Here is an 18,475-nt window from a genome sequence, read left to right as displayed (position 1 = left end):
ATCCGATGCCTCAATTCTTCATCGAGCGGCCGGTGTTTGCCTGGGTTATCGCAATCTTCGTGGTGATGGCCGGTCTCGTCGCGATCCCCCAGCTTCCGGTCTCGCGCTTCCCGGTGATCGCGCCGCCGAGCGTCAGCATCTACGCCACCTATACCGGCGCCAGCCCGCAGACGATCAACGACAGCCTCACGGCCCCGATCGAGCGTGAGCTGGCGGCCGTGAAGAACGTGCTCTACTTCGAATCCTCGTCCGACTCGGCCGGCAACGCCAGCATCACCGTGACTTTCAAGCCCGGGACCGACCCGGAGCTCGCCCAGATCGATGTCCAGAACCGGCTCAAGGCGGTCGAACCGCGCCTGCCCGAGCCCGTGCGGCGTTCCGGCCTGTCCGTCGAGGGCGTCACGTCGGGCTTCCTGATGATCGTCTCGCTGCGCTCCGACGACGGCAAGGCCGATTCACTGGCGCTCGAGGACTATATGGTGCGCGGCCTGGCGCCGGAGCTGAAGCGCGTGCCCGGCGTCGGCCGGGTGCAGTCCTTCGGCTCGGAGGCCGCCATGCGCATCTGGGTCGACCCGGCCCTGCTCGTTTCCTACGCGGTCTCGATGGCCGAGATCGTCCAGGCCATCCAGTCCCAGAACGTCCAGGGAGCGCCCGGCCGCCTCGGCGAAGCGCCGACGGTACCCGGCCAGATGATCAGCGTGCCGCTCACCCTCGACGGGCAGTTGCGAACGCCCGAGGAGTTCGCCGCTATCGTCTTGCGCTCCAATCCCGACGGCTCGAAGCTGACGCTCGGCGATGTCGCCAAGGTCGAGATCGGCGCCCAGACGATGGGCTTCTCGATCTTCGACGGGGGCAAGCCCGCAACGGCGGCGGCCATCCAGCTCGCTCCCGGAGCCAATGCGGTCTCGACCTCGGAGGGCGTCAAGGCGCGCCTCGCCGAACTCGCCGCGTCGATGCCGGAGGGCATCGTCCATGCCGTCTCCTACGACACAGCGCCCTTCGTGAAGCTGTCGATTTCCAAGGTGGTGATGACGCTCGCCGAAGCCATGGTGCTGGTGTTCCTCATCATGCTCCTCTTCCTCCAGAACATCCGCTACACGCTGATCCCGGCCATCGTCGCGCCGATCGCGCTGCTGGGCACGTTCGCCGTGATGTGGGCCATCGGCTATTCGATCAATGTGCTGACGATGTTCGGCATGGTGCTGGCAATCGGCATCATCGTCGACGATGCCATCGTCGTCGTGGAGAATGTCGAACGGTTGATGGCCAGCGAGGGCCTGTCGCCGCGCGAGGCAACGCGCCGCGCCATGCGCGAGATCACCGGCGCGGTGATCGGCATCACGCTGGTGCTGACGGCCGTCTTCCTGCCCATGGGCCTCGCCGGCGGTTCGGTCGGCGCGATCTACCGCCAGTTCACGGTCTCGCTGGCCGTTTCGATCCTGTTCTCCGCCTTCCTGGCGCTCAGCCTGACACCCGCGCTCTGCGCGACGATCCTCAAACCCGTGCCACCGCAACACGACCGCAAGGGCTTCTTTGCCTGGTTCAATCGCGGCTTCGACCGGCTCACCGGGCGGTATACGGCCTGGGTCGGCTGGCTGCTGAAGCGGCCGGGCCGCGTCATGCTGGTCTACGGCGCTCTCGTCGGCGCGCTGGCGATGGGCTACGGCACGCTGCCGACCGCCTTCGTCCCGGACGAGGACCAGGGCACGTTCATGACATCCTTCACGCTGCCGGCCGATGCCACCGCAGAGCGGACCAGGGCGCTTGTCGAGCGCTTCGACCGTCACGCCGCGGCGCGACCCGACATCGTCAACAACCTCTCGATCATAGGCTTCGGCTTTTCCGGCTCGGGTCCCAACGCGGCAATGTCGTTCACGACGCTGCGGGACTTCGATGCACGCAGCGGCAGCACCGCGCTGGAGATCGCAGCGGCCGAGGAGGCGATGCGCGAGACGACGGAAGGCGAGGTCCTCGTGATGAAGCCGCCTGCCATCGAGGAACTGGGCAGCACATCGGGTCTCTCGCTGCGTCTCGTCGACCGCGCGGCGCGCGACGCGGGCGCGCTGCTGGGCGCCGCCGACAAGCTGGTCGCGCTCGCCGGTCAAAGCACCCTTTTGCGCAACGTGCGCGTCGACGGCCTGCCGGACGGGCCGAGCGTCAACCTGCGCGTGGATCGCCAGAAGGCCGGCGCGCTGGGGATGTCGTTCTCGGCGATCAGCGACATGCTCGCCTCGACCACCGGCTCCACCTATGTGAACGACTTTCCCCGCGCCGGGATCCTGCAGCAGGTCATCGTCCAGGCACAGGCGAAGGACCGCATGCAGGTCGAGCATGTGCTGAAGCTGCATGTGCGCAACGATCAGGGCGGCATGGTTCCCCTTTACGAAGTGGTGACGCCGGAATGGTCGGTCGGTCCGCTGCAGCTCAATCGCTACAACGGCTATCCCTCGCTCAGCATCTCCGCGGACGCCGCTCCCGGCGTTTCGAGCGGCAGCGCGATGGACGAGATCGAACGCATCGCCGCGCAGCTTCCGGCCGGCTTCGCCGTGGAATGGACCGGCCAGTCGTTCCAGGAGCGCCAGTCCGGCGCGCAGGCGCCGCTTCTGGTCGCCTTCTCCATGGTCGTGGTGTTCCTGGTGCTGGCTGCCCTCTACGAGAGCTGGGCCATTCCCGTTTCCGTCATGCTGGTGGTGCCGCTCGGCATCCTCGGCGCGGTGGCGGCCGTCTATCTGCGCGGGCTGGAGAACGACGTGTTCTTCAAGGTCGGCATGATCACGCTGATCGGCCTGTCGGCCAAGAATGCGGTGCTGATCGTCGAGTTTGCGCGCAAACTGCTCGACCAGGGGCACACGCTGCGCGAGGCGGCCGTGGAGGCGGCCCGGTTGCGGCTGCGCCCCATCGTCATGACCTCCCTCGCCTTCACGCTGGGCATCGTCCCTCTCGTGATCGCCAAGGGGCCGAGTTCGGAGACGCAGAACGCTTTGGGCACCGGCCTGTTCGGCGGCATGATCTCGGCCACCGTCCTTGCCGTCCTCTTCGTGCCGGTCTTCTTCGCGCTCGTGATGCGCCTTGCCGACCGCAAGCGCAAGGACCGGGCCGAGGCACGCCCTGCATCGGCCGAACGCTCCCTGACGCCGTCCGCCATCGAAGCAACATCTGGGAAACAGCCATGACCGCCTCCCCGACCGGCCACATCACCCTCGACCTTGCCAGCCCCGCCGACCTTCCCCGCTTTCGCAAGGAGCTTCAGGAGGCCTTCGCGATAGCGGTGAAGGAAACATTCGGACCGGCCGACGACGGGCCGATCCCGTCGGACGAGGATGTTGCGGCGTCCTTCGAGGCTCCGAACGCCGTCGTCCACCGCATCCTGGAAGATGGCCGGTGGGTCGGCGGTGCCGTCGTCTCCATCGACGTCGCGACGGGGCACAACTCGCTCGACTTCTTCTACGTGCGGGCCGGCGAACTCGGCCGCGGCATCGGCCGAAAGGCCTGGGCCGCCATCGAGGCCGCCTATCCCGATACCAAGGTCTGGACCACGCACACGCCCTACTTCGAGAAGCGCAACATCCACTTCTACGTCAATGTCTGCGGGTTCCACATCGTCGAGTACCACAACGCCCGTCATCCGGACCCCAACCACCCGGAGCCCAACCACCCGGAGCCCGGCAAACCGGACCAGCAAACGCTCCCGGACGATGGCGGAATGTTCCGCTTCGAAAAGCGCTTTTGACCCGCAAGGCGGGCATCAGCCCGTCATGCCGGCAGCCGCCCCGCCGGACATCCACTCGCGGCGCAAGATGGCGTATTGCAGGGTGTTTTTCGTAGATCGGATTGCCGTCCCTGTCCCGGGTGAACGAGACGAACTCGACGAACACGCCCTCCCGGCGCATGCCCAGCTTTTCGCAAAGGCGCTGCGAGGACTTGCTCTGAATCTCGATCCTGGTGCTCATCTTCATTTTTGTCGTGCCAAGCGCCTGGCCGTGAGTTCGACCAGGCGCTTGCCTCGTGTCAACCAGCTCTCATCACATGGGTGGAGTTGTGATTGAGTTCGATGCCCCCGTCCGGGCCGACAAGAACGGTACCACCCAGATTTGCCAGATGCCTGCCAAACGCACAATTCGTTTCGAAGGCGAAGGACATGCCTTCCTGCAGCGGCAGATCGCGCCAGGTCGTGGGCAGGCGCCCGATCGAGCCGTACGCCGATGCTTCGGGTAGGGATTCCGGTCCGGGAGCCGAACCGAAGCCGATCGGGCCGTAGGGTTGATGCTATGAATCAGAGGGGGGACATGCCAGCCGCCGGAGGCGAGCAGGGGCGCTTCCATGATGTCCACCACTTCGCCGAATGTGCGTCCGGGCCGCAGGACCCGCAGTCCTTCTTCGTAACAGGCTCGGGCAACGGCTGCAGCCCGCTCAAACTCCGGATGCGCCGTTCCCACCGTTATGGCGGGCTGGTGTTGGGTTTCGGACATGCCGTAGAAGGCGAAAACTTCGGCAAGCACGACGTCACCCTCTTCGATGATCCTGGGCGGTTGGGCATGATAGGTCCATGCAGCAGGGCCCCAGCCGATGAATTCGCGTCCGGATCCGAAAAGAACCTCTGCGGTAAAGCCGGCATTGCGCAGGCATTCCGCTGCGGTCGCGGCCACGATATCGGCTTCGGCTGATGCTGGGGCCGATGCTGGGCGCGCACGCCATCATCCCGGATTTTCCTGAGATTGTAATCGCCCGACAGTTGGTTTGACGGGTTCAATCGACCGAGATCACACTCCGCACTCAGCGGCCTCTCACCCCTCGTCAGGGTGAAGGAGCTTCCGAGAACTCACGGTTCGCGCAACGCCTCGAGGTCGCCCATACCGTGGTTCGCATCATCGTGTCGAATTCGGAACTGCCTTGAAGGCTGGTCGCCGCTTCTGGCGCGGAAACGGCTGCGTTCGGCATTCATGGTTCTGTTGGGAAATGGCGCGCCGCACCGGGCGATGATGAGAACTATGTCTACGCTATAGCCCTCTAATGCCCTCCTGTGGCGCTCGTTGCCGACATTCCCCAACTGTAGACTGGCCAAGAGCCGTCGGCTTCATCCTCCAAGGTGAAGTGAAAATCCTTAAGACGATTTGTCTCCAGCATCCGCAGCATGTCCGAAAATTGCCCGCGTGTGACCTCAAGCGACAGGTGCAGCGAGGGAAGATGCTCGGCCTTGAGCAAACAGCCTGCGTCCGGAAAATCAGTTTTCATGGGAGTTGGTGTCATAATCATGATGACGCCCGGCCAAGTGAACCGCACCTCCGGCATGGTAAAAACTCCAGGCATTATCATGTATGTGAATTCGACCGACTGCCGAGGTGGGCCGGGCTGAACAACTTGTCCGAAATTGACCTCGCAGCTTCCAAGAATTTCGCCACGCCAGTTGCCCGGCTTTATCGCCGGCAGCTTAAGCGCGGGCCTCTTTCTCTTCGTGCTTGGCATCGGCTCCTCCTTCGGGGTTCGCAGTTCATGGTAGCTCCGAATCCTGCTAGCCTCATTCAATTAGAGATTGGCGACAATGGATGGCGACGAGGAGCAGAACCGGCCGGTAGTTGGCGGGAACGTCACGTTCGATCCGCTTGCCGCCGCGTTGCCGGTGGAGGAGCCGGCAATTCGCGAGGTGCTTGACTGCGATACCGGCGAATTTGTCGATGCGAGGGTATGGATCGGTGGGCAGCGCTATGAGGGGCTGATCGCGCAGCGCGTCAGCGTCCGAGAGCGTCTTTCCGAAAAGCCTCGCTTCCGTTGTTCACTCTGCTCCGTTCCCGTCTATCTCGTCGCCAACCAGCTCAAGCACTTCTTCTTCCGGCACATAACCGAAGACGGTTCGTGTCCTGCCGAAACGCGCAGCCCGCTCTCCCGCGACGAAATTCTCGCTCGTAAATATAACGGTGTTCGCGAAAGCGAGCCGCATAAGCGGATCAAAGCACTAATCGTACGCAGCCTCGCAGCGGATCCCTCCTTCTCGGAAATCCTGAGCGAGCATCAATGGCGATCGTCCCACGATCGCCATAGCCGTCGCCAGCCCGATGTTCAGGTAACCGGACCTATGGGGAGAGTGGCCTTTGAAGTGCAGCTTTCGACCACGTTTCTCGACGTGGTCGCTGGTCGCCGATCCTTCTACAGACAAGAAGGCGCGCTGTTGGTTTGGGTCATGGGCTATTTCGATCCTGACTATCGGCGCCTGACGACGGACGACCTGTTATTTTCCAACAACTCAAACATCCTCGTCGTTGACGAGGAAACCGCGGCCTTGTCGGAGGCGGAACGCCGAGTTCATGTGCGTTGCCATTACCGGCGGCCCGTACGGGAAGGCGACAGCCTGACGGATCATTGGGAGTCCTACGTCGTTCCGTTCAACGGGCTGACCTGCGAGAAAGAAACCCAGCGCTGCTGGCATTTCGACTATGACCGGCAGGCAGCGGCTCTTCGTGCGGAGATCGACAAGGAACTGCAAGAGCGCGAACAGGCAACAATGGATGCCTTGAGAGGCGAGTTGTTTTCGTTCTGGCTTTCGCGGAGTCCCAATAGTGCGCCTGACAGGACGGCCGTTCATGCATGGGCCGCGCTACGCAAGGCGCTCGATGACCGCGGCATCTCTTTGCCGCCATCCCCTAATGACGACAGCGGCTTCATCGCGCTCATGAATGGCGTGGCCAGTGCAAAGGAAGGCAACCCGGTCGGCTGGAATTTCAGGCGTCTTGTGGAGGTCGCTCACCGGATCTCCGATGGCTATCCGCAGCATGTCGTCGCCTTCGGCCATGCAGTTCGGCTCTTTGAGCGGGAAAAGTTACTGGATGAGCAGGATCGGACCGGAAAATGGAAACGCAGGCGGAGCGCCATTGGCGCCTCGCTACGCAGGGGCGAGCCGGATTTTGCGCCTGATCCGGCCACCATCCCTTTGGTCGATTTACTCATACCGGGCACGAAGGCAAAGCTTGAGAAAATCAGCCCTGCTTCCTCAACTCATGCCCCGGCGACTTCCTTCTCCATCGTCACCGCTTCCTGAAACTGCCTGATCCTGGGAAATCTCGGAAAATAGGACTGCGCCACCATTTGGAAGAAGCCTTCCTGTGCCACATGGCGATGCCCCTCGTCAGGCAGCGCGCCACTCGCGACGAGTCGCGCCTCCTCGTTGTGGATCAAAGCGACGAGCGCTCTGCCTCTTGAGGTAAGAGGCGCCACGAAGTGAGGCTGCATTTCGCGGTCTACCCAATCGATGAGACAATCCGAATAATCGATCTGTGCGAGGTTCTGTGCGAGCAGGAACTTCACGAATCCGAAGGTGAATTCGTGCTCCGCCCCCCCCATGCCCATGCCGAACTCGGACCCTCGTGCATCAAGATTGTACTCAACGGCATTACATACGAGGTCCATGCCGTAATAGATGCTACGGCAGATATTCGTCAGCCCATGCACGAAGAGATCGAAGTAGCTGAGAGGAAAGGTCCCCTCGTTTGATACAGTCGTTATGAGTTTTGTGAGCACATCCTCAATTGCAGGTATGAAGGGCTGCTTCAGTACGCCAGCGTTCTCGAAGAGAGCCGCCGGATCTGTTTTCTCAAGGAGGTTCGTCTCAGGAACTTCGATAAAAGCACGCTCTTCGCGAACAGGAATGCGCAAGGCTTGCCGCACATCGATCCAATAGCTGTGGCCGGTATCAGTATTGTGAAGAATGAGCAGGACCGGCAAAGGAAACTGCTCCCAATATGCTCGGTGCTTGTCCTCGGGATAGAATTTCCAGCCAGCCCCGGTGCGATACTGAAAGAAGGAGGGCCCCGCTTTCACCTGGGCAGCGACGGTACGCCCGGTCGCGAATCCCTCCCTCGTGACAAACTCAAGCTGCCCGTCGATACCCACATCGCCGGTGCCGGTTTCGCGCCAAATCTGTCCCGCCCTGGCTGCGTAACCCTGTACGGCGGCGATTCCGCGCCGTTCCTGCATGTAAGTGCTTCCGGCCTTTGGTAAATCCATTTTCCTCACTCGCACAATCAAAATAGCATGAGATCGGGCGATGGCTTCGCCGGTTGGCCATGGATCACCGTGCCCACAAAAGCGTCTTCGATGGACTTGCGCTTCTCTTCAGGCCAGCTTTCAACATGTGACGGCGACACGAAGAAATTCTCGGCGCGGTCAACCAGCATGTGCGAGAGAGCGTACAGCCGCTCTTCTCCGCTCTTCAGAAAAATGGGCGCGACATAGCGGCGAGCCTTGCCGGATAGCTCCTTTGGATAGCTGACAATCACGGTGGATTGTGTCGCCGACATTGGAATAACGTTGAGTGTCAAGGCTGCAAAGCGCTTACCCCATGCCTTGTCATCGACCGAGAAGAATGAGGACGACGCCAGGATGGGTTTGCGGCCTTCGATCGTGAAGGTTGAATGGAGAACGTCACCGAACCGACCTTTTATGAACGGCCGGTCGTAGAATTCGAGGCGGTGCTTCCACACGCCCCAGGCCTTCATCATGTGACCGGTCGCTTCGAGCATCGCCGGCGACGGCGCGTCCTTCGGTACGACTCCTGCCGCTATCTGCCGCTCAAGCGTGGTTTGTAGACGCATCGCGGCCTCCATGACAGTATGGAGCTCACGCGTGACCGAACGATAGGCGATAAGGAAAAGCTGCTCCATGTCCTCCAGTGAGAGAGGCTTCGTGTCGATAGGCTTAAAGACCTCGGTATCATGGTGCCCGCAAAAACCCGGAAACGTGGACGCTTGATTGCGACCGACCTTCTCGAAGGCGCATTGCGGCCCGCCGTTCCTGACCCTCATTCGCAACTCATAGACATGGTTTTGCTCGGCAATCAGGCTCAAGGTGGTCGCGTTCTGTACGGAATGGGCGCTGATGGCCGGCTCAGTGCAGGAAAGTGTTGGTTCTAGACATTTCTCGAAACGGACCTTCATCGTTTTGAAGAAGTCCGAGATGTTCGACTGCCCTTTTCCCACGTCTGCCCCCGATTTGCGCATTCTTCTCAATTTTCGAACTGTCCCGTTAAATAGGGACAATGACGTGGTCGCTATGATGCGAACCACTCCGACTCCGCCTTATCTCGCCGCGTTTACCGCGGGACGTAGCCCATCGACCAGAATCGGACAGTGATGTCGGATTTCCAATGATTTCTGACGAAATTACGACGAACTCTGGTAAAGTAACAAGTGTCGAGGAGTCGCGCATGGAAGATACTGACGACCACACAATCTTTCAAAGAAGTAGGACCGACAAGACCTATGTCGGGCCATCCTTCCCCACGTTGAACGGCAAGCGGATTCGTATAGCGAACAAGTATATCGACGGCGGAGAGGGCTTCGAGTACGCGACCGTGAAGGACGAGGTCGTGCTCCGCACCACGGCAGGCGGCCGGTTTCAGATCAAGGCGACCTTCGTCGAGGACGATCGGTCGTTCCAGACCGTCACTATCCAAAAATTCACAGCCAGCGGGCGGGCGCGCGAATACTTCACCTTCCTTCCAAGTGAGGTCGCCATCCTTCTCAAATTCCTGTCCAACATAAAGCGCCTGCACTTCCCCAACGAGGGAAAGATCAACATCACCGACGCCGATCTTGAGGAGCTTCTTCTCAATCCTGTGCAGGTAAAGCGCCTGGCCGTTGATAATCAGGAGCTGATCGCGGCCCTCGCACGCACCGAGATCACCAGCGAGGACATCGTTGCCCTCGGTTATCGGCGCAAGCAGTTGCGCATTTTCAAAAGGCTGCTCAACGAACCGGCGTATTTCGAGGCAGCCCTGCGAAAGCACCCCAAAGGTCCGGAAGACGTCTGGCAAAAATTCTTCGAGGCGAACCCGTGGATTTTCGGCTGTGGACTTTCGCTCATTCAATTCGGCCCGCTTGATGACCGAAGGCTCGAGCAGACCGTTCGGGGTTTCAGCATTACAGGCCCGGGCAAGCGAGTCGATGCTCTGCTCAAGTCCCACGCAATGTTGAGCACGACGTGCTTCGTCGAAATCAAGCGGCATGACACCGACCTTGTGTCGACAAGCAGTTATCGCTCCGGCGTATGGCAACCCTCAGCGGAGCTCGCTGGCGCCGTCGCGCAGATACAGGGTACGGTGTCGGCGGCCCTCGAACAGTGGCGGGCGTATGAAGCGATCACGACCGCGTCCGGGGAGCCCACCGGGGAAACATTGTTCACGACCGAGCCACGATCATTCGTGATCTGCGGGAACCTCGGCGAGTTTCGGGCCGAGCACGGGATCAACGAGCGAAAATTCCGATCATTTGAGCTCTATCGGCGGAATCTGATACGGCCGGAGATCATCACATTCGATGAGCTGTATGGGCGAGCGCGCTTTATCGTCGACGCGGAGCGCAAGGAAGAGACCAGCGCCACGTTGTAGGGCGTACGCGCGACACAAACCGCCTCACAAGCGAGGTCCGCCCCAGGGAGGTCGTCTTTTCCCCCTGCCGAGTAGATCTCTGCTGGCACATGATCTCAACAGACGGCCTAGGAGATGCACGTAGTCGACCGGAAGCCATCGGACCATCAGTGAAGCCGTCACGATGGTCGCGATGGCGGTCCGTGGCGTCGTGCGCATCGGGACCATCGACGAGAACACCGCCTGCCGATGCCGAGTTTGAAGACGAACTCGCCCCAGATGGAACGGGCTTACGAAGATGTCGACGCGGGAAGGTGTTTTCGCTGACCGCCGTAGTTCATTCGTCACTATCTCCAACGAACGCAGGCGATCCGTCCCGCAGCCGCATGCCAGGTGCGTTGCCGGCGCGGAGGCTAGCCCAGCTAACAACCAGAGTTATCTCGAACCCGGCTTCATTGTCCACGAACAGCACATGGGTTTGCCAATCCTCGACATGCGGCGCCAAGTGCTCGTCTGGAATGCGGCCGATGCCCAACTGGCCGCCGGCACCGAGAAAGATGCATGGATTCTTCTCGCCTCGCGCCCGGGCGGCGAGGATCTGCTCTTGGTACCAGTCCCAATCATGGTCGACCAATGCCATCGGCGCGAGCGTGTGCGCGAGTTGCGGATGCCAGCTATCCATGATTCGAGGAATTTCAAGGAACAGCTTGTCAATAAGCAGGTCCGAGCCAAAGCCATCAATTGCCTCGAAGGCCTCGTCCTTGCCCTTCGCCAGCGGGATGCGATCGCCGAAACTCGCCTTGATCGCCAGTGCGGCAGCGCGTGCATCCCGTCCGTCGCCCAGAGCGGACACGACCGACCATTTGAGCCAATGACGGGCGCGCCCTGTCGCCTCTTCACGACTGGCCGCGACATCGGCATTTTCGCCGAAGACGTCGAACTGCGGATCGAAGACGGCATAAATCCTGAGGCCGGTGATGAACGCCTCGACCAGAAACGCTTCGTCGGTGCCGATGAAATGGTCGACGAACCACTGCGCGAACGCCGAGAAACTCGCCGACACTTCGCTGCCGCTCTCGTAACGACCGACCGATAAGCTGGGCGGGGGCTCGACGATTTCCTTGGCCGAGATATAGCGAAGGCTGATCTCGTGGAGCATGCCGAAAACGTCGGCTTCAGCCCAGAAAACAGCCGCCAAGAGCTTTCGCCGCTGGTCGTCATCAGCCTCGGCAAATTGCGCGCCGAACGCGTTCAGCCGTCCCATCCGGATGCCGAGCGCGAAGATCGCGGAAAACGTCCATTGACCACCGTCGATCGGACTTTCGAGCGCGATCTCATCGAGAATGGCGACGCCGAACTTGGGGTGGCGCCAGTCCATCCCGGGCCGCGCGAAGCCCGGCATGAAGTTTCGCATGCGATCAACGTGACGGACCAGATCGCGCGCAAAGTCGCCGAGCACGCCCCAGAAATCGACCGAAACGGGCGTGAGGTGGCGATCCATGGTGATGCTGGGGGCGCGCCACCGCCGAACATCCCGGATCTCGCGCCATGTCGAAAAGGACTCCCAGGTCGCGCGGCCATATCCCTTTAGATATTCGGTCGCTGCGCCGCCGTCGCAAGATAGCCAGTCCCAGGACATCGCAAGATCGTGTTTGCGCTCGTCGCTCAGCACATAGTCGGCGATCGGTGAATTTGCCCTGTCGACAAAGCCGCCTTCCTCCGCGACACGTAGAAAGCAGAACGGATTGACCGCGCCCACCAGCAGGAGGAACGGGCCTTGGGCCATGCCCGGATAGAGTAGATTGTGCACCACCATCGCGAAGCCCGATCCGCCTGTCCGTTCGGCCTCGCGCACCATGAGGGCGACTGCCGTCGAGCAGATGTCATGAACCTCTCCCTCATCGAGGTCCTTCCTCGGCTCGAATGAGATCGCAGCGGTCACCATTCCTGACGACGGCAAACCCTTCTGGCCGATCGCGCTCCAAGCCTTGGGGATGTGAACGGCGAGTCGCGGGTTGTCGCCGCTATCATCAAATCGCAGGCACAGCACTCGGCGCCGCGACCATGTATTGAGGCCGGTCACCGCATGTTCGAGCAGTGGCGGAAAATCGCGCGAGACAACGACCATCATGATGTCGTTCGCACTCGAGAAGGGCGTGTGGTTCAGCGCCTCGTGCTCATAGGCCATGAGTTCGGACACGGCTTCGCGTGTGGTCGCCTTCTGGTTCTTGATTTCGAACAGCACGAACTGCGACGTCGCTCGCGTGCAATAGAGCAGATCGACGAAGAGAGACTCCCTCTTTTCCTGGGAGATGCTGCGATTGCTCTTGCTGACGAGTTCGAGCGAGTGGAGCGATCCCAGCACTCGCTGTGCCGCGCGCAGATTGCCCACGCGGGTCAGATAGTCGATCGGAAAGGTCGGCCAGAACTCGTCGGACTCGGTCCAGCGAAGCGCACTTTCGATGCCGTCGGCCCCGTCGATCACCTCGCTCAGCATATCCGTCGCGACGATCGATTCTAGCCAGTCCTGTACATCCTGCTCCCGAGAAAAGCCTTTTCTTTTCGAACCTTTTGAAGCCACGGCGCCCCCGGTTGTTAGTCAGCGATCAGCAGGGTCACGTCCGTCAAGCTGGTGTAAATTCCTGGATGGCCTGAGGGCATGATCAGGCGGCTTTCGTGGTTATGCTGAGAATGGGGTCGATCTCCTCCTTGTCGATCTCGGCGAAGGCCTCGACCATCATGTAGCGGCTCGAGGTCTGCCATTCGTCGTTGGCTTCGAAGAGCACGGCGCCGATCAGGCGCATGATTGAGGCCTCGTTGGGGAAGATCCCGACGACATCGGAGCGCCGCTTTACCTCCTTGTTCAGGCGCTCGATCGGGTTGGTGCTGTGCAGCTTGGTCCTGTGCTGGCGCGGGAAGGACATGTAGGCCAGCACGTCATGCTCGCTGGCGTCCATGAGATCGGCCAGCTTGGGCCAGCGCGGGCGCAGTTGTTCGGCAACCTTGCGCCAGGTTTCGCCCGCATGGGCGCGGTCGGGCTGGTCGAAAGCCTGGCGGATCGCGGCGGCGACAACGGTGTGTTGGCCGCGCGAGACGTGGGCGAGAGCATTCCTGATCCAGTGAACGCGGCATCGCTGCCAGGTCGCTTCGAACACCCGGGCAATGGCTGCCTTGAGGCCGGTGTGGGCATCGCTGATCACCAGCTTGACCCCACTCAGCCCCCGGGCGCGGAGGGAACGCAGAAACTCGGTCCAGAAGGTCTCGGCCTCTGAGGGCCCAATGCCCAAGCCGATGATTTCCCTTCGGCCCTCGGTGTTGGCCGCCACCGCAATTATGGCCGCGACCGGCACGATGCGCCCGCCTTGGCGGACCTTGAGATAGGTGGCGTCGAGCCAGACATAGGGCCAGTCGCCGGTGAGCGGCCGGTTCAGGAACTCCCCGACCCTGTCATCGATATCCTTGCAGAGCTTCGAGACCGTGCTCTTCGATATCCCGCTGAGCCCCATGGCCTGCACCAGCTCGTCGACGCGGCGGGTGGAGACGCCGCCGATCCAAGCCTCCTGGATCACCGCCACCAGCGCCTGCTCGGAGGTCTTGCGGGCCTCGAGGAAGCCCGGGAAATAGCTGCCCTGCCGCAGCTTCGGCACCCGCAGGTTCAGCGTGCCCAAACGGGTATCGAGAGCGCGCTCTCGATACCCGTTGCGCCAGGTCGTGCGTTCACCGCTGCGTTCATGCCGGCCGGCGCCGATGATGCCTTCCACATCGGTCTCCATGATCAGTTGCAGCACGGCTTCGGCAATGCCGCGCAAGAAGTCGCCCTGATCGTGCTTGGCCAGAAGCTCGGACAGGTCCATGTTCGTCTTGGTCATCGGGGTCTCCGTAGGGGCCGTGGTTGAAGTCGCCAAACTCCACCTCGAACATACACCTCGATGGCCACCTGGGATCACACCGCCGACGGCGATGAAATTACACCAGCTCCTCGGACGCTAACATCAGCAGCAATTATGCACTGTCAACTGATTCCCTGCACTGAATACTGCTCCACCACGATGGGATTTGGGAGAGACGGGATGCTCGACCTTCTCGAAGAGTGAGCGGATGGCCGATGTCAGACAGCTAGAAAGTTACTCTGGACGGCATGAGTGTCGGCGCGCTCGGTCGGTGCTATGAACCGCACCGGAGATGCGCGTGGCTTGTGACACTCACGTTGCTCATTAAAATCATCTATATTCCTATGTCGCGTATTGGATTTAATTAACTCGTTGCTTGGGGAAGTTTTGTGCGTTGCATTTTCTGCAAGAATCCGTCCGCTTCCTCGAAAAGCGTCGAGCATGTCATTCCTGAATCATTGGGGAACAAGCGGCATGTTTTACCGAGAGGCATCGTATGCGACGGCTGCAACAACTACTTTTCCAGAAAGGTCGAAAAGCCGTTTCTGGAACTGCCAGCCGTTCGGCAGTTGCGTTTCCAACAGGATCTTGAAAGCAAGCGCGGCAATATCCCATCGATAAGCGGATTGATAACACCGGATATACCGGCGCTTCTTACACGATATCCGAAGTATGATTTCACGTCGGTTCAGGTTTCCGAGCCGGATCTCGCGAGGGTTCTCCAGGCTAAGGAAGGAACGATGCTGTTTCCGCTGGCCGGAGAACTCCCCGATACGCCAATTGTCTCGCGATTCCTAGCGAAGATCGCGCTGGAAGCGATGGCCTTGCGTCTTGTCGAGTTTCCCGCAGGTGTTGCCTACCTTTGTGACGAGGCTCAGCTTGATGTCCTGCGCGATCATGCCAGGAGGGGTTATGTCAGCCCGTGGCCCATTCACATCAGGACCATTTATCATCAAGACGGAAAGACATACGGGCCCGAAGGCAACGCAGAACAGATCGTCCACGAGTTCGATTTTCTTGTGACTGATCAAAGCGAGTGGTTCTTTGTCCTAGCGATATTCGGGGTGGAGTTTGCGATCAACATGGGAGGACCCGAAATTTCCGGCTATCGGCGTTGGCTTGAGCAGACCGGCGGCCTTAGTCCACTGTACACCGACAGGCATGGCGGCCTTGCCGCGATGCCCAAATAGCAACGCCACCTCCATTGGGGGACCGAACTATCGGTTGAGAAACATTGCGATATCCGGATGTTCGTTCAAGGGGACAACGAACAGAGGGACACTGAGGGCGAGCGCCGCACGATAGGCCGCAAATACGGACCGTTCCTGATGTTCAGCGAGCTCCTCGTGTGATCGGACGGGTCTCGTTCTCCGTGTATCCGATAAACGTCGCAACGCGATGTTTTCAACGTCATCGACCAGGACAACGAAGCGGGAAACATCGATCGCCGAAAAAACCGAAGGCGAAATTTCCACCAGGCCATCAGGGGTGTCTATGATGGTGTGACCGTCGAGAACGATCAATCCTTCTTCCGGCGCGCGCCTCATGAAGCCGGATATCAGAAGGGCTTGGTTGTCGTCGATATTTCCCTCGCGCAGAAGATCGCGGGCGACAGGCCTACCTTGGCGCTCCTGCTTCTCCGCCTTAATGAGATCGCTGGCCTGCAAGTGCTCGAAAACAAGCGTTCGTCGTGCATTGTCGAGAAGTGTCGATTTCCCGACGCCTGACAAACCCGCCAAGGCAATAACCTTCCGCTTGCTCATGCTTGAAATCCAAGGTCGATCTGCGAAAGCAGGTCATCCAGACGAGGACGCGGTATGCGAAAGATCGATTGAGGCGGATGCTCCGCAATAACCTTGGTCTCTTGGAGCTGCTTCAGCCCGATAGCCGGATCAATATAGGCGGCAAGCAGATAGTTGATGACTTTGACGGGCGATTCGGCAGATGCCTGCCAGCCCTCAAGGTCCTTTTCACTATATACCGATCTTCCACCTGTCATCTGGAGCAGCTCCCGGGTGGATCGCGCAAAACGAATGTCCTCGAGTATTCCGATTGCCGACATGGCCTGCGACGGTGAAGACGACGATTTGCCCTTATAGAAGAACAGGATTGAACCTGGCGGGCCCAAATTGGATGGTGCCCGGCACAGATACACCTTTCGAATTGTGTTGCCCGGTCGCCGCGGACCTCCTCCCAACCCAAGCGCTCCGAAGAGATCCAACTGGTTCTGCTGCTTGAGATCCGGATAGAGGATATCGTGGTAGCCCTCTTTGATCGGGATACCGAACGCTGCGGTGTCCGGCACGATGGCGAAGCGCGGATAATTCAGCCGATGGACATCAAAGTGATTGTCGCCATCTGTCGGCGTGGGTGCGCGCGTGCCCATACGTTTTTCATAGACCCTCTCATCGTCCTCTTTTGTCGCAGTATGGGTGAACCCGAAATACTCAAGAAGATCAATGAGGGAGGTCTGTCCTTCATATGTGGTGACATAGACGAGGTCATATTTGTTCTTTTGAGCGAACCAGAAGACCTTCTTCAAAAGCAGCTCACCGAGCTTAAGGCCGCGTCTTTCCGGCCGAACCTTGAACGTGCAGATCTTCAGTATCTTGTTGGCTTTTTCCGTGGCGTCGGTGTCCGAGCCCGTCTCATCCTTTCTGACGAGAAGGCCGGCAATTCCGTCGTCTTCGATGATCCAGCAGAGGCGCCGCTGCTTTACGCATTTTTCCGTCCACCATTTATCGAAACCGGGATAGTCCTCGCGGAGACTGTCAAAGATAGTGTCCGCCAGAGGTATCGCGTGAGCGACGACCTCATCTATGAAACGCACCGGCGCTTCGATCGGCTCATAGGTCGTTCGAAGGAGCTGAACAGCGTCTGCTACATAGAGCACCCGGCGACCGAGTTCTGGAGAATGGCGCCTGGCCCGCTCGTGGAGGCCTCTGTCCTGGCTGACAAGAAAGTCCACGGCGCCGATGTGAAGAGCATGCAGCAGGGTCGCGTCGACTATGTCGTTGTGTTTCGGAAGAGGCCCGAACGCGTTCAAAAGCTCTGCGGCGGTCAAGCCGCGGACTTTTGACAGGGTTTGAAATTTGCCGAGTTTACTCAGAGATATCGCTCGGCGGGCGGTATCCTTGTCGCGGCCAACATCATCGCGCGCCGCCTCGTGCACGAAAATATCGACCTTGTGCTTGGCGGCGAGGCTTGTAAGTGCGGAAAAGGCCGGCTCTACGGTTTTATTGTCTTCCAGATGAATAATTACATTTGTATCAATCAGATATGTTTGTGTGCTCATTCCGGAGCGCCTTTTGAAGGTCGGGCTTCGCGTAGAGGAAAGACTGCGGAGCCTTAAATCCAAATCGCTCCTTCAATTCAGACAAGGTCAGCGGCCTCGTAAATCGGCGCGGCGTCGACAGTCTTAGTGCAAAGCCTTCCTCCAGGCCACTAAAGTACTCGTCAAAATCGGCTTTCTTGATCGATGCAGATCGGCCGTGCCTTTTCCAAAGGACAGAGAGTTCAAGGCGTTCAACGTTCTCAATTTTAATAGCGCCCACCAAAGCCATTTCTGGCGACGTAGAATAAATATAGGCAGTAGCGCCGGGAGCTACCGACAACGGGAAACGCCTTCTCAGCTCGATGGTCTTAACGCCATCAAATATCTTGCCTGAATAGTTCGGCTTTATGCTGATAACGATGTCCCTCATTGCAGGGCGGGCATCGTCGCGATCGCCAAAAATCGGAAGGACATACTGATCGTCGTCGGCAACGGCCCCGCCAAGCTCGGCCTGGATCCGTACTCCGAACTCCGAATGAACTGGAAATGCTGCATCGATGCGCAAGCTGGCACCGAGAGCCTCGACATAGCGCTGCAACGAGGAGATCTGGACATCGCCTCGTTGTTCGATCTTGGAGATCGCCGCTTGGCCAACGCCCAAACGCTTGGCCATCTCAAGTTGGGTAAAGCCCGCGGCCAGCCTCAACGCCCTGAGAGATTGACCCACGACGCGTCCCGCGTCGCCATCGCCAACCCGGACGGCGTCAATAAATTCGCGCTCACCCGACATCATTCCACACCGTCGCTCTCCGAATCACCCCTGCCTCAATATTCCCTTAAAGGAATATTGAGGCAGAGACAAGAAATTTACATGCTATCTTGAGCTACAGTTTTAGCTGATGATGTGATTGCGGAGAGCGACCGAACTAATTGTATTTCTGTCCATGCATCCGCCCA

The 18,475-nt window shown here is 59.7% G+C and carries 14 protein-coding genes; 5 read left to right on the top strand and 9 right to left on the bottom strand.

Annotated features, from left to right (window positions below):
• Window positions 1–5 precede the first annotated feature (5 nt).
• Both H7H34_RS03010 and H7H34_RS03005 read left to right on the top strand, forming a co-directional pair.
• Window positions 6–3,173 (top strand): multidrug efflux RND transporter permease subunit, encoded by a 3,168-nt coding sequence (locus H7H34_RS03010; RefSeq protein WP_185924201.1) that lies wholly within the window; start codon window positions 6–8, stop codon window positions 3,171–3,173.
• Complete coding sequence (locus H7H34_RS03005; protein ID WP_185924200.1) at window positions 3,170–3,730, top strand: GNAT family N-acetyltransferase; 561 nt, start codon at window positions 3,170–3,172, stop codon at window positions 3,728–3,730. Before H7H34_RS03010 ends, H7H34_RS03005 begins: the two co-directional genes overlap by 4 nt.
• Before the next feature lie 292 nt (window positions 3,731–4,022).
• Here the strand turns inward: H7H34_RS03005 and H7H34_RS23670 are convergent, their stop codons facing one another.
• Together H7H34_RS23670 and H7H34_RS02995 are read right to left on the bottom strand one after the other, a co-directional pair.
• Window positions 4,023–4,646: a M24 family metallopeptidase gene (locus H7H34_RS23670; protein ID WP_209006140.1), complete on the bottom strand. Its 624-nt coding sequence runs from the start codon at window positions 4,644–4,646 to the stop codon at window positions 4,023–4,025.
• Between the two features lie 361 nt (window positions 4,647–5,007).
• Window positions 5,008–5,463, bottom strand: coding sequence for a hypothetical protein (locus H7H34_RS02995; protein WP_185924199.1), 456 nt, complete (start codon window positions 5,461–5,463; stop codon window positions 5,008–5,010).
• Between the two features lie 76 nt (window positions 5,464–5,539).
• Here H7H34_RS02995 and H7H34_RS02990 point away from each other — a divergent pair, with 76 nt between their 5' ends.
• The gene (locus H7H34_RS02990; protein WP_185924198.1) at window positions 5,540–7,030 is read left to right on the top strand and encodes a DUF6035 family protein; all 1,491 of its coding nucleotides are present in this window, start codon (window positions 5,540–5,542) and stop codon (window positions 7,028–7,030) included.
• On the opposite strand, the gene H7H34_RS02985 is transcribed toward H7H34_RS02990, so the two are convergent.
• Entirely contained in the window at window positions 6,988–7,965 is a 978-nt protein-coding gene (locus H7H34_RS02985; RefSeq protein WP_245164949.1) for a DUF4365 domain-containing protein, read from the bottom strand. The two genes, H7H34_RS02990 and H7H34_RS02985, sit on opposite strands and share 43 nt — an antisense overlap.
• A gap of 47 nt (window positions 7,966–8,012) precedes the next feature.
• Window positions 8,013–8,987 carry a hypothetical protein gene (locus H7H34_RS02980; RefSeq protein WP_185924196.1) on the bottom strand — a complete coding sequence of 325 codons (975 nt, stop codon included), beginning with the start codon at window positions 8,985–8,987 and terminating at the stop codon, window positions 8,013–8,015.
• 206 nt (window positions 8,988–9,193) lie between these two features.
• Here H7H34_RS02980 and H7H34_RS02975 point away from each other — a divergent pair, with 206 nt between their 5' ends.
• Window positions 9,194–10,375, top strand: coding sequence for a Shedu immune nuclease family protein (locus tag H7H34_RS02975; RefSeq protein ID WP_185924195.1), 1,182 nt, complete (start codon window positions 9,194–9,196; stop codon window positions 10,373–10,375).
• 316 nt (window positions 10,376–10,691) lie between these two features.
• Here H7H34_RS02975 and H7H34_RS02970 read toward each other — a convergent pair whose 3' ends face one another.
• Both H7H34_RS02970 and H7H34_RS02965 read right to left on the bottom strand, forming a co-directional pair.
• Window positions 10,692–12,935, bottom strand: a complete 2,244-nt coding sequence (locus tag H7H34_RS02970) for a hypothetical protein (RefSeq protein WP_185924194.1) — start codon at window positions 12,933–12,935, stop codon at window positions 10,692–10,694.
• Window positions 12,936–13,017: 82 nt separating this feature from the next.
• Window positions 13,018–14,223 carry an IS256 family transposase gene (locus H7H34_RS02965; RefSeq protein WP_013654810.1) on the bottom strand — a complete coding sequence of 402 codons (1,206 nt, stop codon included), beginning with the start codon at window positions 14,221–14,223 and terminating at the stop codon, window positions 13,018–13,020.
• A gap of 410 nt (window positions 14,224–14,633) precedes the next feature.
• On the opposite strand from H7H34_RS02965, the gene H7H34_RS02960 reads away from it, so the two are divergent.
• The gene (locus tag H7H34_RS02960; RefSeq protein WP_185924193.1) at window positions 14,634–15,434 is read left to right on the top strand and encodes an HNH endonuclease; all 801 of its coding nucleotides are present in this window, start codon (window positions 14,634–14,636) and stop codon (window positions 15,432–15,434) included.
• A 27-nt stretch (window positions 15,435–15,461) separates the two neighbouring features.
• On the opposite strand, the gene H7H34_RS02955 is transcribed toward H7H34_RS02960, so the two are convergent.
• The 3 genes from H7H34_RS02955 to H7H34_RS02945 are packed head-to-tail and all read right to left on the bottom strand — an operon-like array spanning window position 15,462 to window position 18,308.
• Entirely contained in the window at window positions 15,462–16,007 is a 546-nt protein-coding gene (locus H7H34_RS02955; RefSeq protein WP_185924192.1) for an ATP-binding protein, read from the bottom strand.
• Window positions 16,004–17,539 (bottom strand): GNAT family N-acetyltransferase, encoded by a 1,536-nt coding sequence (locus H7H34_RS02950; protein ID WP_185924191.1) that lies wholly within the window; start codon window positions 17,537–17,539, stop codon window positions 16,004–16,006. Before H7H34_RS02950 ends, H7H34_RS02955 begins: the two co-directional genes overlap by 4 nt.
• Window positions 17,514–18,308, bottom strand: a complete 795-nt coding sequence (locus tag H7H34_RS02945; protein WP_185924190.1) for a helix-turn-helix domain-containing protein — start codon at window positions 18,306–18,308, stop codon at window positions 17,514–17,516. The genes H7H34_RS02950 and H7H34_RS02945 overlap by 26 nt, the downstream gene beginning before the upstream one ends.
• Window positions 18,309–18,475: the final 167 nt, after the last annotated feature.

Origin of the sequence: Stappia sp. 28M-7 (assembly GCF_014252955.1) — a bacterium.
In the GTDB taxonomy this organism is placed as follows: domain Bacteria; phylum Pseudomonadota; class Alphaproteobacteria; order Rhizobiales; family Stappiaceae; genus Stappia.
The sequence above is the reverse complement of the archived record's forward strand: the minus strand, read 5'-3'. Positions and strand labels throughout refer to the sequence as shown.

Bases quoted from the DNA above. Each gene is read 5' to 3' on its own strand.
- H7H34_RS02955 (WP_185924192.1), bottom strand. From the start codon at position 16,007: ATGAGCAAGCGGAAGGTTATTGCCTTGGCGGGTTTGTCAGGCGTCGGG.
- H7H34_RS02950 (WP_185924191.1), bottom strand. From the start codon at position 17,539: ATGAGCACACAAACATATCTGATTGATACAAATGTAATTATTCATCTG.
- H7H34_RS03005 (WP_185924200.1), top strand. From the start codon at position 3,170: ATGACCGCCTCCCCGACCGGCCACATCACCCTCGACCTTGCCAGCCCC.
- H7H34_RS03010 (WP_185924201.1), top strand. From the start codon at position 6: ATGCCTCAATTCTTCATCGAGCGGCCGGTGTTTGCCTGGGTTATCGCA.
- H7H34_RS02995 (WP_185924199.1), bottom strand. From the start codon at position 5,463: ATGCCAAGCACGAAGAGAAAGAGGCCCGCGCTTAAGCTGCCGGCGATA.
- H7H34_RS02985 (WP_245164949.1), bottom strand. From the start codon at position 7,965: ATGCAGGAACGGCGCGGAATCGCCGCCGTACAGGGTTACGCAGCCAGG.
- H7H34_RS02980 (WP_185924196.1), bottom strand. From the start codon at position 8,987: ATGCGCAAATCGGGGGCAGACGTGGGAAAAGGGCAGTCGAACATCTCG.
- H7H34_RS02990 (WP_185924198.1), top strand. From the start codon at position 5,540: ATGGATGGCGACGAGGAGCAGAACCGGCCGGTAGTTGGCGGGAACGTC.
- H7H34_RS02975 (WP_185924195.1), top strand. From the start codon at position 9,194: ATGGAAGATACTGACGACCACACAATCTTTCAAAGAAGTAGGACCGAC.
- H7H34_RS02965 (WP_013654810.1), bottom strand. From the start codon at position 14,223: ATGACCAAGACGAACATGGACCTGTCCGAGCTTCTGGCCAAGCACGAT.
- H7H34_RS02945 (WP_185924190.1), bottom strand. From the start codon at position 18,308: ATGTCGGGTGAGCGCGAATTTATTGACGCCGTCCGGGTTGGCGATGGC.